At 47.3% G+C, this 13,591-nt stretch carries 13 protein-coding genes; 10 read left to right on the top strand and 3 right to left on the bottom strand.

Annotation, left to right across the window (positions count from 1 at the left end; translation table 11 throughout):
• Window positions 1-59: 59 nt before the first annotated feature.
• The 4 genes from I8U23_RS07330 to I8U23_RS07315 all read left to right on the top strand — a co-directional run bounded on the left by I8U23_RS07330 (window position 60) and on the right by I8U23_RS07315 (window position 4,338).
• Window positions 60-638: a non-oxidative hydroxyarylic acid decarboxylases subunit B gene (locus I8U23_RS07330; RefSeq protein WP_198050882.1), complete on the top strand. Its 579-nt coding sequence runs from the start codon at window positions 60-62 to the stop codon at window positions 636-638.
• Between the two features lie 105 nt (window positions 639-743).
• On the top strand, window positions 744-1,406 hold the full coding sequence (gene trhA / locus I8U23_RS07325) for a PAQR family membrane homeostasis protein TrhA (RefSeq protein WP_037997346.1): 663 nt from the start codon (window positions 744-746) through the stop codon (window positions 1,404-1,406).
• Between the two features lie 174 nt (window positions 1,407-1,580).
• Window positions 1,581-3,086 carry a class I adenylate-forming enzyme family protein gene (locus I8U23_RS07320; protein WP_121874297.1) on the top strand — a complete coding sequence of 502 codons (1,506 nt, stop codon included), beginning with the start codon at window positions 1,581-1,583 and terminating at the stop codon, window positions 3,084-3,086.
• 193 nt (window positions 3,087-3,279) lie between these two features.
• Window positions 3,280-4,338, top strand: coding sequence for a hypothetical protein (locus tag I8U23_RS07315; protein WP_037997350.1), 1,059 nt, complete (start codon window positions 3,280-3,282; stop codon window positions 4,336-4,338).
• A gap of 8 nt (window positions 4,339-4,346) precedes the next feature.
• Here the strand turns inward: I8U23_RS07315 and I8U23_RS07310 are convergent, their stop codons facing one another.
• Complete coding sequence (locus tag I8U23_RS07310; RefSeq protein WP_049720643.1) at window positions 4,347-5,399, bottom strand: DNA polymerase IV; 1,053 nt, start codon at window positions 5,397-5,399, stop codon at window positions 4,347-4,349.
• A 184-nt stretch (window positions 5,400-5,583) separates the two neighbouring features.
• Here I8U23_RS07310 and I8U23_RS07305 point away from each other — a divergent pair, with 184 nt between their 5' ends.
• Both I8U23_RS07305 and I8U23_RS07300 read left to right on the top strand, forming a co-directional pair.
• On the top strand, window positions 5,584-5,787 hold the full coding sequence (locus I8U23_RS07305) for a hypothetical protein (protein WP_198050881.1): 204 nt from the start codon (window positions 5,584-5,586) through the stop codon (window positions 5,785-5,787).
• Window positions 5,753-6,016, top strand: a complete 264-nt coding sequence (locus I8U23_RS07300; protein ID WP_165489726.1) for a DUF2690 domain-containing protein — start codon at window positions 5,753-5,755, stop codon at window positions 6,014-6,016. Before I8U23_RS07305 ends, I8U23_RS07300 begins: the two co-directional genes overlap by 35 nt.
• 86 nt (window positions 6,017-6,102) lie before the next feature.
• Here the strand turns inward: I8U23_RS07300 and I8U23_RS07295 are convergent, their stop codons facing one another.
• Together I8U23_RS07295 and I8U23_RS07290 are read right to left on the bottom strand one after the other, a co-directional pair.
• The gene (locus I8U23_RS07295) at window positions 6,103-7,035 is read right to left on the bottom strand and encodes an L-lactate dehydrogenase (RefSeq protein WP_049720640.1); all 933 of its coding nucleotides are present in this window, start codon (window positions 7,033-7,035) and stop codon (window positions 6,103-6,105) included.
• Window positions 7,036-7,064: 29 nt separating this feature from the next.
• Complete coding sequence (locus tag I8U23_RS07290) at window positions 7,065-8,693, bottom strand: lactate permease LctP family transporter (protein ID WP_138614838.1); 1,629 nt, start codon at window positions 8,691-8,693, stop codon at window positions 7,065-7,067.
• A gap of 517 nt (window positions 8,694-9,210) precedes the next feature.
• On the opposite strand from I8U23_RS07290, the gene I8U23_RS07285 reads away from it, so the two are divergent.
• From I8U23_RS07285 to I8U23_RS07270, 4 genes are all read left to right on the top strand, one after another.
• Window positions 9,211-9,588, top strand: a complete 378-nt coding sequence (locus I8U23_RS07285; RefSeq protein ID WP_049720637.1) for a DUF488 domain-containing protein — start codon at window positions 9,211-9,213, stop codon at window positions 9,586-9,588.
• Window positions 9,589-9,685: 97 nt separating this feature from the next.
• On the top strand, window positions 9,686-11,740 hold the full coding sequence (locus I8U23_RS07280) for a BglG family transcription antiterminator (RefSeq protein WP_198050880.1): 2,055 nt from the start codon (window positions 9,686-9,688) through the stop codon (window positions 11,738-11,740).
• The gene (locus I8U23_RS07275) at window positions 11,737-12,003 is read left to right on the top strand and encodes a PTS sugar transporter subunit IIB (RefSeq protein WP_181729133.1); all 267 of its coding nucleotides are present in this window, start codon (window positions 11,737-11,739) and stop codon (window positions 12,001-12,003) included. Before I8U23_RS07280 ends, I8U23_RS07275 begins: the two co-directional genes overlap by 4 nt.
• 28 nt (window positions 12,004-12,031) lie before the next feature.
• A complete protein-coding gene (locus tag I8U23_RS07270; protein WP_037993235.1) occupies window positions 12,032-13,297 on the top strand; it encodes a PTS ascorbate transporter subunit IIC in 1,266 nt (421 codons plus the stop codon).
• Window positions 13,298-13,591: the final 294 nt, after the last annotated feature.

Below are 13,591 nucleotides of genomic sequence, written 5' to 3'. Positions count from 1 at the left end.
TTTGTTACAATACATATTAATGAAGGCAAATCGAGGATGCATCAGAGGGGGAACTTTGTTTGCGTTTAGTCGTTGGAATCACAGGTGCGACCGGAGCCATCTTTGGGATTCGATTGTTGGAATTTTTGCGGGAAACGGATACGGAAACCCATTTGATTTTATCCAAATGGGGGAGAGCGAACATTGAATTGGAAACGGATTACACGGTTCCGCAAGTGGAAGCGTTGGCGACGGTCTGCCATTCGTCACAAAATCTGGCCGCATCGGTTTCCAGCGGCTCTTTTCGTGTCGATGGGATGGTGATTGCACCTTGCAGTATGAAATCATTGGCCTCGATCCGGGCCGGGCTTGCGGATAATCTGGTGACCCGGGCGGCGGATGTGGTTTTGAAGGAACGGAAGAAATTGGTCTTGTTAACCCGGGAAATGCCGCTGAATGACATTCACTTGGAAAACATGCTGGCTTTGTCGCGCATGGGTGCAACGATTTTGCCTCCGGTGCCGGCCTTTTACAATCATCCGCGAACAATCGATGATATTGTGGATCATGTGGTCGTGCGCACGTTGGATCAATTCGGGATCGAGGTGAGAAAGGCCAAACGCTGGCAGGGGATTGAAACGGGAAAAGACCGGAATTGAAGCCTGGAGGAAGACCGGGCTTTTTTATTTTCCCAAAATGGAAATCATTCATGGTAAAATGAAGAGAAACATCTTTATCCTTACAAACAGACCGGAGGTTTTTGAATGAAATTTTTTAAAATGAGGGAACCCGTCAATACTTGGACGCATTTTATTACGTTTTTGGCGGCTGTCATCGGGCTTTTTTTCCTGATCGGTTTCAGTTGGCCCGACCCCTCGACACTGGTCACGATGACGATTTACGGTGTGAGTGTGATTTTGCTGTATGGCGCAAGTTCTTTGTACCATTGGGTTGTGACGACTCCCGAAAAAGAATTGATCTTCAGGAAAATGGACCATTGTGCCATTTATTTGTTGATCGCCGGTTCGTACACTCCGGTCTTTTATTATGGCCTGAACGGAACCTTTCAATGGGTGATGCTCATCAGTGTATGGGGGTTATCGGTTCTCGGCATCGTGTTGAAGTTGTTTTTCATGCACATTCCGCGTTATGTTTCGACCGCATTTTACCTGACTTTGGGATGGATCGCCGTGGTTCCGTTTGTGCAATTGGTTCGTGCGCTTCCAACCGGTGCGATCTTGTTGATGGTTTTGGGAGGGGTGTTTTACACCGTCGGAGCCGTCATTTATGCGACCAAATGGCTGGATTTCTTTCCGGGTAAATTTGGTTTTCATGAAATTTTTCACTTGTTTATCATGGCCGGCACCGCTGTTCATTTTGCGATGATGGTGATATATATTTTGCCGATCGGATTGGGAAATGCATGATTCCGGTGGGGATGGCTGACCGGGAGGTCCTGTTCGGACTTGCCGGTCAGCTTTTATTTTCGGAAAGAGGCAAGTTCCTGCTTCAAAAACGCTAATATTTTTATATTATAATTGTATAGTAAAATAAAAGAATATATTATTTGTTTTAAATGTTAGTAAAGGAGGCGAAAAGACATGGTGATTGGAGACTTGCTGAACAGCCGGGCGGAACTGTCCCCACATTTGGAAGCGCTCATCTATAACGGCGAGCGCCTTACTTTCCGTGAATATAAACAGAAAGTGAACCAGCTGGCCAATTATTTGCTGAGTCTCAACGTGAAACATGGCGACCGTGTGGCCATGCTTTGCAAGAATACATACGCATTTCCGATCATATACTTAGCGGCAGCCAAAATCGGCGCGGTTACGGTTCCGGTGAATTGCCGGTTAAAACCAGTGGAGGTTCAGTATATTTTAAAAGACTGTCAAGCCAAAGTTTTATTATATGATGAGGATTTCAAGGACAGCCTGCAAGTGCTTCCGGATTGTGTGGAGAAAGTGATCTGTGTTTTTCAAGGAGAGCGGGTGTCGGAACAATTCAACAGCATTTTTTATACCGAATCGGATGAAGAACCCGATGTGGAAGTCCATGAAAACGATATGGCCACCATTATTTACACTTCCGGAACCACCGGAAATCCCAAAGGGGTGATCAGTACCCACGCCAATGTGTATGCGGCGGGATTGGCCAATGTGAACACGTTGGATCTTCGCAAGGCTGACCGTTTTTTGTTTGTGACGCCGCTTTTTCATATCAGCGGCATGATGTTTATCATCAACGCACTGATTCGGGGAATGGCCTTGGTGATCGCATCCAATTTCACTCCTTCCAAACTGTGGAATCTGATTGATGAAGAGAAGATCACCGGAATGATGTCGGTGCCGTCGATGTTGCCCTTTATGTTGGAAATGTTGAAGACCATTGATAAGGACATTTTTTCTTTGCGCGGAATTGTTTGCGGCGGTTCCCTGGTTCCGGAAAATTACATCAAGGCTTTTCACGATTTGGGATTTTCAGTGATCCAAGTTTACGGAGCTACCGAATTCACCGGTGCCGTCACTTATTTCTTGCCGGAAATGGACATCAACCGCTGTTATTCTGTCGGAAAAGGATTATATCTGACTGAAATCAAAATCATCGATCCGTTGACGGGTGTGGAGTGTGCTCCCGGAGAGATCGGAGAAATCCTGGTGCGCGGGGATCAGGTGTTTGCCGGTTATTGGAATAATCCGGAGGAAACGGCAAAGGTATTAAAGAACGGCTGGTATCACACGCAAGATTTGGGACGGGTGGATGAAGAAGGGTATTTGTATGTGATCGACCGTCTCCGTGACATGATCGTTTGTGGCGGGGAAAAAGTGTTCCCGGCCCAAGTGGAATCCGTGCTTCTGCAGATGGAAGGAATCGCTGAGGTGGCTGTCGTGGGTGTCAAGCATCCGGTTTGGGGAGAATTGCCCCGGGCATACATTGTGAAAGCGGATGGCCATGATATTACCAAAGAAGAAGTGATCCATCATGCGCGTGAAAATCTTGCGGATTATAAACTGATCGATGTGGAATTTATTAAGGAGCTTCCAAAAAACAGCATGGGGAAAGTTTTAAAATATGTATTGCGTGAGTATGCTTCCTGTGCCAATTAACTGCAAGGGACGGTTATCTGATCGGGTTAACCGTCCTTGCATGTTTTTTCAGGAGGGAAATGTCCTGCAAGGGGGCAATATTCAAAATAATGAATCTATTTATTAAAGGCAATAAATTTGAAGAAAAAGACTTTACAAACGTATGTTCGTATTTTAAAATATTATTGTCATCATCAGAAAAAGGGGAGCAATCATGAGCAAAAAAATCACTGAAAGAGACACAAAAGCGACCATTTTAAAAGCGCTTCGTGAAGCAGAAAAGAAAATTGCGGAACTGGAAAAAGGAAAATTGGATGCAGCCAAAGAGGCGAAAAAGAAGAAAGAAGCCGAAATCACCAACAAAGCCGATCAATTGATGGAAGGAAACATCGAAGGCAAAATCACCGATTTATCCAAATCTGTTGTTCAACTGCTGACGAAAATCGACAGTGATTTAAAAGAACAGACCAAGAACCTGCAGACGGTCAAAGAAGCCATTGCCATCAAAGAAGCCGAACTCAAAGAACTGTTTGATATCGAGAAACAAGCCCACACCCTTGCGGGATTGGTCAATGCTCATCAGGAATTGAAATTATCCCAAGAGAAAGAATTGGCTGAAGAGAAGGAAAAGGCGACCAATGAACTGGAAGAGATCAAAAAGCAAATCGAAATCGCCCGCAAAGAGTACCAAACCATGCTGAAAGAGCAAAAAGAAGCATTGGAATTGCAGAAAAAAAGAGGCGAAGAAGAGTTCAAATACGAATTCGCCCGCCAGAAAAAACAGTCTTATGACCAGTTGGAAGATGAACTGGCAAGCAAGCGGAAAGAATTTGAAGCGGAAGTCGAAAAAACCACGAAAGAACTGGATGCCTATAAAATGCAATTGGATGAACGCGAAGAAAAGCTCCTGAAGCGGGAAGAGAAAATGAAAGAGTTGGAAGAGGAAGTGGCTTCCATCCCGGACAAAATCGCGGAAGTGAAAAAAGAAGCGAAGGAAAAAGCGGACGCAGAGATGAAAAAAGTCTTGGCCATCCGCGAAGCCGCCTTCAAAAAAGAAGTGGAAGCGGACAAAAAGATCCTCGAAACCGAATGCGAAAACCTCAAAAAGCAACTGCAAGCATCCCACGAAACGATTACCGAACTGCAAAACAAGCTGGATGAAGCCTATAAGCGCATTCAGGAAATGGGGATCCAAATGGTTTCCAGTTCCAATGAGTCCAAAACCTTCGATAAAATCGCCGCACTCGTGTCAGAGAAAAATCATTCAAAATAAAACCGGATTCAAACCCATTCCTCCCCCAAAGGCAACACAAGTTGTTCATACAAATCGGAAGACGGCTCGACAAAATTGGACAGCGACACCCCGACCAACCGGACGCCGGCTGAATAATCAAAGGCATCAAGCAACTCCTCCAAAACTTTGGCCCAGTCGGCGCCCGGTATTGTTGTTCGTTGCTTGGAATGCATTGTAAAATCAGCGTATTTGATTTTCAGGGTGAGTGTTTGCGGCCTGATTTTTTTCTTGTTCAGTTTTTGCTCGGTCTCCGCGAGAAGATCGCGGGCGATCCGGGCGATTTCCTCCCTGTCATACAAGTCTGAGGGCAATGTGATTTCCCGGCCGTGGGATTTTGGGGAACGATCGGTGACAATATCGCGGTTATCCTGCCCGCGGGCACGATCATATAAATCATGACCAAACTTGCCAAACATCGCCGTCACTTCTTCCAAAGACAAGCGCCAGAAATCACGAACCGTTTCCACTCCCATGGCGTGCAAACGCTTTTGTGATTTTTTTCCGATGCCGTGCAAAGCGCCGATCGGCAAATTTTTTAACACCGCCATGGCTTGTCCGGGCCGTATGATGACAAAGGCATCCGGCTTTTTTAAATCACTGGCAATTTTGGCCATGGATTTGTTGTAGGAAAGCCCGATGCTGCATGTAAGCCCGGTTTCCTCCCGGATCCGCCGCTTGATTTCACGTGCGACGGGTACAGCATTGTCGTAATGGGAGACATCCAGATAGGCTTCATCCAATCCGACGGTTTCGAAGCGGTCGCTGTATTCGGTGTAGATGTTCCGTACTTCACGGGATTTTTCCCGGTAACGTTCATACCTTACCGGCAAAAAAATGCCTTTTGGACAGAGTTTCCGGGCCTTGGCGGTCGGCATGGCCGAGTGGATGCCGTACTTCCTGGCTTCATAGCTGCAGGTGGAGACCACACCGCGGTTTTTCAGTCCCCCGACAATGACGGGTTTTCCCCGCAGTTCGGGAAAATCGAGTTGTTCCACGCTGGCAAAAAATGCATCCAAATCCAGATGCAAGATTTTTTTCATGGTGCTTTCACCTTCTGTGCAAACCGCAGTGAATAAAATCAAACCGGTGTTTCGTCATGGATATTATACCAAAAGAAATGAGCGGTCATCATTTCAAAACAATGGGAGATTCGAAGCCATCTGACGGATAGATTTCTTGCGGCATTTGTGTGCGAATTTTAAAAATTCCGTTTGGAGGGCTTGAATGAGAAAATTCACTGCTGTGGCTTTTTCATTGATCACCGTGTTCAGCATGTCTTTTTTCAGTTTTCAGCGGGAAACCTATGCCTGGTCGGAGGATTGGACCGGAACCTGGCCGAATCAAACCGTATGTGCAAATAATGCGGTCACGGTTCAATCGGCAAGCATTGACGGTGATCATCGAATTGCGTTACAGTCCGTCCTGTGAGACGGTTTGGGCACGGATTACCGCCGACTATCCGCATGATCCGAACCGGGGGTTGGGCACAGCCAAAATTGTCCGCAACAGCGACGGGCGCACATACAGTTGTGATATTCCGAGAGGAGAGACGGTTTGCTTCACCCAACAGGTCAACGATCATCATGTGACGTCTTATGCGCATGGTATCCATGACAACGGGATCTATTTCCGGGGAGCAAGAACGGCTGCCTATTGACAGAAATCATGAGGGAGGGGAAAGCCTGTGTCCTTTTTTGGGGCACAGGCTTTTTCATTGGGAGGTGGTCAGGTCAAAGGTGGGAATTACTTCAAGGATTGCAGTTGCTTGGTCAGGATATCAGCGGAATGGTGTAATTTTTTTCGTTCTTCTTCCGTGAGATTAAGTTCGATAACTTCGCGAACCCCGGAGCGGTTAATGACAGCCGGGACCCCCAGACAGATGTCATTCAGACCGTATTCTCCTTTCAGGAGCGTGGAGACGGTCAGGATTGCATTTTCATCGCGAAATATGGCTTGCGTCAAACGCACCAGTCCCATGGCGATTGCATAGTAGGTGGCACCTTTCAAATCAATGATCTGGTAAGCGGCATCCCGCACTTGGGTGAACAGTTGATCCAACTGCTCTTTGTCCGGGCCTTTTCCTTCTTTCAAATAATCGGAAACCGGACGGGTGCCGATATAGGCATGGCTCCAGACCGGAAGTTCCGTATCGCCGTGTTCGCCTATGATATAAGCATGCACGTTTTGCGGGTTGATTTGGTAAGCTTCGCCGAGCAGATAGCGGAAGCGAGCCGTATCCAGAATGGTTCCCGAGCCGATGACGCGGTGAGCCGGGAAGCCGGAATACTTCATGGTGAGAAAGGACAAGATGTCAACGGGATTGGTGGCGACCAGAAACAGTCCGTCAAAACCGCTTTTCATCACTTCTGCAATGATGGTTTGAAAGATTTTCGCGTTCTTATTGACCAAGTCCAGACGGGTTTCTCCCGGCTTTTGATTGGCTCCGGCGGTTATGACGACCAAGTCTGCATCGTTACAGTCTTCATAATCTCCGGCCCGGACACAAATGCGTGATCCGAAGGGGGAAGCATGGTTTAAATCCATCGCATCCCCTTCTGCTTTTTTCTTGTTGATATCAATCAGGACCAGTTCATTGGCCAATCCTTGATTCAACACCGCAAAAGCATAGCTGGATCCGACAAATCCGGTTCCGATCAGAGCAATTTTTCTTTTCATCGTACAACACTCCCCACTTCTGTTTCAGCTTAGTGGAACAGAAAGCTCAAAAGATAGGTAAAGATACAGGTCAGCAGCAGGAAGGAAAGGCTGACTTTTAACGTCTTGCGGAACAAACCGGATTCCTGTCCCGCTTTGCCGACAGCTGCTGTGGCAATGGCCACGGATTGCGGGCTTAACAGTTTTCCGATCACCCCCCCGCTGGTATTTGCGGCGACCAACCAAGCCGGGGATGCCCCGATTTGGTGTGCGGTCACCAGTTGCAAGTTGGCAAACAGGGCATTGTTTGCGACGACCGACCCGGTCAGGAAAACGCCGAGCCACCCCAAAACGGGTGAGAAAAACGGAAAGAGTCCGCCGGTTTTGGCAAGGGTTAATCCCAAGGTGGAGGAAATGCCAGAGTAATTGGCGACATATGCAAAGGAAAGCACAAAACCTATTGTGATCACCGGTTTCCACAGTTCCGACCATGTTTCTTTGACCAGTTGAATTGTCGTTTTCAGATCCATCCGGAACAACCAAAGAGTCAAAAGGACGGAGAGGAAAATGGCGGTTCCGGTGGAAGAAACCCAATCCAGTTTTAAGATGGCATCATAAGGGGTCAATTTATCAGCAATGGGCGGAGCGATGAGAATTTTTTGATGCAACCCGGGGATTTTCAGATACGTGGTCAGAAAAGCCAGCGGTCCGCCGGGATCAAATAATTGCTTAAAGCCATGGCTGCTCCACAGTCCGATGATCCCTGTCAAGATGTAAAACGGTGACCATGCTTTGACCACTTCAAAAAGGGTGACTTGCTTCGGCGGTGCGGATGGCACGCCGTGTTGGAGTTGAAATATTTTTTTCGGTTTCCAGTATCTCGACAAGAGAACCAACGCCCCCATGCTGATGAGCGATGAAGTGATATTGGCCAGTTCCGGACCGATCCACGTCACGGTCAGATATTGTGTGAGTGTGTAGGAGCCGGCCACGGCCATCAGTGCCGGAAAGGTTTCTTTGATCCCCCGGAAGCGATCGATCATCCACACCATCAGGAACGGGACAAGGAAAGAGATGACAGGCAGTTGAATCCCGAGAATTTTGGAAAGCGTCATTTTGTCGATGCCGGACACCTGACCGGCGACAATCACCGGGATTCCGATGGCTCCATAAGCTCCGGAAGCCGCATTGGCAATCAGACAGAGAGAAGCGGCCTGCAAAGGCTTGAAACCGAGTTGCACCAACAGTGCAGCGGAAATGGCAATCGGAACCCCAAAGCCGGCGGCCCCTTCCAAAAAAGCGTTGAATGAAAAACCGATTAACAACAGTTGCAGACGCTGGTCTTGGGAAATGGCGATGATACTGGACCGGATGACATCGAATTGTCCGGTCTTGACCGTGATTTTATACAGCAAGACGGCTGTGATGACGATCCAGGCAATCGGCCACAACCCGTATGCAAAGCCAAAAACGGCCGCGCCGGCAGCCATCGGGACAGGCATGTGATAGAAAAGGATTGCAATCGCCAAAGCAATCAAGGTGGTATATATAGCCGCGATGTGGCCTTTTAAGCGTAAGATTGTGAGGGATATCACAAAGAAGGCGATGGGAACGGCGGCAATCAGCGCCGACAGCCAAGAGCTTTCCAATGGATAATAAGTTTGGGTCCACAGATTCATGGGGAACACCTCGTTCCGGTCAAAGTGGCCTGGTTTTCCATACGCTAATGAATGGTTTCCAAAGAAAATCAATTTTATTCCAACGGCCTGCTGGTGACTGTTTCATGGGATGATGGATCCATCACCTACAGTATACTTCCGAAAGATGGGAAAAGAAATGGACATAATGTGAAATATTTCACATTAAGGGTGCTTTTTTTTCTTATCACTATCAAAAAAACTAATATTTACAACGTTTATGACATGTTTAAACCAAGAGTTATTTGTGAATATATGAACATAAACTGTTTTATCCAAAGAAGTCAGAAGGGAAACCAAAAACGGCAACAACACGGAAATCGTCGGGGATTCCCAAATGTTTGCGGATATAATTTTCTCTTTTTTCGATCCCGCTTCGTTCTCGGAAGGATAAACCGCTCACCGACCACCCCGTCCTGTTTCAAATTGAAGGACATTTGTGCCGGAATTGGTTTTTTGACAGATTGGTATAATAATTTGAAAACAGGAGGATGCGGAAATGGTTTATCAATTGAAATTGAAACGGATCTATGAACCACCTGCCCGCGAAGATGGGAAACGGATTTTGGTTGATCGCTTGTGGCCACGCGGAGTCAAAAAAGAGCAAACCCGTTTGGATGAATGGATGAAAGAGGTTGCGCCGAGTCCGGAGTTGCGCCGTTGGTTTGGCCACCGGCCGGATCGTTTTGAGAAGTTTCGCGTGCTTTACCGGAAGGAATTGGCCACTGATCCCGGATGCAGACAATGGGTCGACCGGATTTGCCGGTATTTGCAAGAGGATCATGTCACCCTCCTTTATGCAGCCAAAGATCCAATTCACAACCATGCCGCGGTTCTGCGGGAATGGGTGAAAAATCAATGCTTGGACAATCCATAACCCAAATTTGTACAAAGGGGTTGGACAAAAATTGGGATGAAAACGTTTTCTATCTCCTGCGTTTTTTCCTTATACTGAAGAAAGAAAGGGATGATCCATGCAACTTGATGAACGCTGTATTCGATTGCTTCATGAAATTGCATCCCGCCCGGGCAGTTCATGGAAACAATTGCAGGAAAGGCTGGGGCTGTCCCGACGCCAGATCACCTATGATTTGGAGAAGATTAATTCCTGGTTGAAAGAAGAAAATCTCCCGGCGATTCGATATGTCCGGCAGCATGGATTTGTCATCCCTTCTTCATTGGAGGAATACTTGCAAAGATGGGATGCCGTCGAACAAAAAAATTATGTTTGGACCGGCACTGAACGAGTGAATATGCTCTTGCTTTCGCTTTTGATTGCAAGAGAACCGTGGTCGCTCGTCCATGTCACCAGTTTATTGGACGTAAGCCGGAACACGGCACTGGCCGATCTGAAAGAAGCGAGGAAAAAGGCTCGCAAAGCCGGAGTGAATTTGATCTATTCACGGGCTGACGGGTACCGCTTTGCCGGCCCGGAGTGGAAGCAAAGGAACTTGTTAAGGTGGCTAGTGATCGAGTGCATTCGCTGGGATAACGGTGAAATGCTTTTAAACACCGTGTTGGATCAAGGCACGGGAATTTCCGCTGGCCAAGTGTTGCATCAGTTGGAAGAGACCGAAAAACGGCTGGATATCCGTTATATGGATGAACATTTGAATCAGCTGAAATATTTGTTGATGTTTTTAATCCGGAGAATCGAAGAGGGGAACCGGGTCCGATGGCCGGAAAAGTGGGATGAAATTACGCGTACAAAAGCATTTGCGGCGGCCGGAAACCTGCTGAAAAGGCTGCTTCGTTTCCCGCTTTCCGATCCGGTTTTCAGTCGCGAACAAGCTTATATCGCCTTGCTTTTGCTGACGGGAAACATTTTTTCTCAGGCGGATCAGCCGATGCACGAATTGGCGGAAAAGATGATCGGGCGTTTTGAGCAAATCGGATGCCTTTATTTTTCGGAAAAGGAACAATTGGCTTCGATGATCGCCATGCATCTGGATCCGGCTTATTACCGGATTAAATACGGGCTGACACTGCCCAATCCTTTGAAGAACATCATTTTAGAGGAGCATGAAGCCCTCCATTTCCTGGTGAAAAAGTGTGCCGTTCCGTTTGAAGAAAAAGTAGGGAAACCCATTCCGGAAGACGAATTGGCTTATCTTACCATGCATTTTGGGGGATGGCTCCGACGACAGGGATTGGAATTGACCAACCGGCCGAAAGCGGTGGTGGTTTGCCCCAACGGAATTGCCATTTCCAATTTGCTGACCCACGGGCTCAGGGATTTGTTTCCGGATATCCTGTTTTTGGATGCGGTAACGGTGAGGGAGTTCTTTTCCAAACGTTATCCGTGTGACTTGGTTTTTTCCACGGTGTTTTTGCGGACGCAAGCAAAATTATTTTTGATTCCTCCGATTTTGACCCAAGAAGAAAAAGTGCGTTTAAGAAGTGAAGTTTCCAGGGAAATTTACGGTTTTTCCACGAATGAGGAGCATATCTTGAACATCATTGAGCAGTACGCGGACATTCATGACCGGGCTGGTCTGTCCAAAGCGTTGGCTTCGCTGTTCGCGCAAAACCATTTCGCTCCTTCATCAATAAAGGAGAGTCAGAAACCGATGTTGAACGAATTAATCACCGAACAGACGATTCAACTGGCCAAGAAGGCTGATTCATGGGAAGACGCCATCCGGCTGGCTGCAAAGCCGCTGGTCCAAAAAGGATGTGTCAAAGAACAATATGTCCAAGCCATGATTGATTCGATCCATGAATTGGGACCCTATGTCGTGTTGGCACCGAAAGTGGCCATTCCTCATGCACGGCCGGATGACGGAGTTCATCAACTGTCGATGAGTTTTTTGCGATTGGAAGAAGGGGTGCTTTTTCCGCAACAGAAAAAGGTCCATTTACTCTTTGTGCTGGCGGCGGTGGACAGTGAATCCCATTTGCTGGCGCTTGCACAATTGTCGGAAATGTTATCCGATGAAGCGGAGATCGAGAAGCTCATCCAAGCACAAACCCCGGAAGAAGTTTTGCAGATGATTCACCAATATTCGAAAGGAGATGGCGTATCATGAAAATCTTGGTGGTATGCGGAAATGGACTGGGCAGCAGTTTTATCATGGAGCTGAACGTGAAAAAAGCATTGAATGAATTGGGCAAAGAAGCGGAAGTGGGGCATACCGATTTGGCGACAGCCCGTTCGGAAGAGGCGGATCTTTATATCGGAGCGCAAGATATTATTTCACAACTTGATGATGGAACCCGCAACATTGTCGCACTGGAAAATGTAATGAATCTTGAGGAAATCAAAACCAAAATCGCTCCTTATCTCGATTGACATAATGGACAGGAAGTTGGCGATGAAAATGGAACTTTTAAATGTTTTTCTCGATATTTTGGCAACGCCTGCGATCCTTGTGGGTGTTTTTGCCTTGATCGGTTTGCTGTTGCAGAAAAAAGAGGTTTCGCAAGTCATTTCGGGAACGTTGAAAACGGTACTCGGTTTTATTTTGATTACTGCCGGTGGCAATGTCATCATCAGTTCGCTGGATGTGTTCGGGCAAATGTTCAACCGTGCCTTTTCCATTTCGGGGGTCATTCCGAACAATGAAGCCATTGTGGCTGTGGCTCAAAGCACATTTGGGACGCAAACGGCTTTGATCATGGTTTTCGGAATGGTCGTGAACCTGATTTTGGCCCGGTTTACCCCGCTCAAATTTGTCTTTCTCACCGGACACCATACCTTGTTTATGGCTTGCCTGATTGCGGTGATCTTGTCCACCGCCGGATTGAATGGGGCCCTGTTGGTGATTGTCGGTTCTGTGATTCTGGGGATTTTGATGGTGGTTTCCCCGGCGATTTTGTTCCCGTATGTCCGTAAAATCACGGGGTCTGACGATTTTGCCGTGGGTCACTTTGGTTCCGTGGGCTATTTGGTGGCAGGCGCCGTTGGAAAATGGACCGGGGATAAGTCAAAATCGACCGAATCGATCAAAGTGCCGAAGCAGCTGGGATTTTTAAGGGATACGTCGGTTGCCGTTTCTCTGACGATGGCGATCCTGTTTATAGTGGTGGCGCTTTTTACCGGATCGGGGTATATTGAGTCGCAGCTTTCCGACGGACAAAACTATCTGGTGTATTCCCTGATTCAGGCCATTACCTTTGCAGCCGGTGTGTATGTGGTGTTGGCCGGGGTGCGGATGTTGATCGGCGAAATTGTCCCCGCTTTTAAAGGATTCGCGGAAAAACTGGTGCCGGATGCCAAGCCGGCGTTGGACTGTCCGACGGTGTTCCCGTTTGCTCCCAATGCCGTGATTATCGGCTTTTTATCCAGCTTTGTTGCGGGATTGGTCAGCATGTTTGTGTTGCCGCTATTCGGCCTGCGGGTGATTGTTCCGGGACTTGTCCCCCATTTCTTTACCGGGGCGACCGCAGGGGTGTTTGGCAATGCGACCGGCGGGCGCCGCGGGGCGATCTTGGGCGCGTTTGCCAACGGACTCATCATCAGCTTTTTGCCGGCTCTGTTGTTGCCGGCGTTGGGGGATTTGGGATTCCGGGAAACGACCTTTGGGGATGCCGACTTTGGCGTTGTCGGACTCATTTTGAGTTTCCTGGCAGATTTCTTTTCATAAAGGAAATATTTTAAAGGGATGCGGGCCGTTTTGGATCCGCATCCCTTTATTGTGCAAAAAAGAAGCAACGTGGGGAAAATTGCTTATTCACAAAATATACACGAGTTTTCCGTATTGATTATTATACATTTAATGATTAAAATTTATATTAATGGAATCCGGAGATTTTTCCTTTAAAAAATAAAAATTGTCATAGCAGGATGTTCATTCCTTGTGATTGGATGAAGGAAAGTATACATAATTTCATGATGGAGTCAAAAAGTGTGAAGTATTTGAAAATGTGGAAATTGATGC

Source organism: Thermoactinomyces sp. CICC 10735 (assembly GCF_016055175.1).
Classification (GTDB): Bacteria; Bacillota; Bacilli; order Thermoactinomycetales; family Thermoactinomycetaceae; genus Thermoactinomyces; species Thermoactinomyces vulgaris.
Note: the sequence above shows the minus strand (reverse complement) of the source record. Positions and strands in the feature narration are given on the sequence as shown.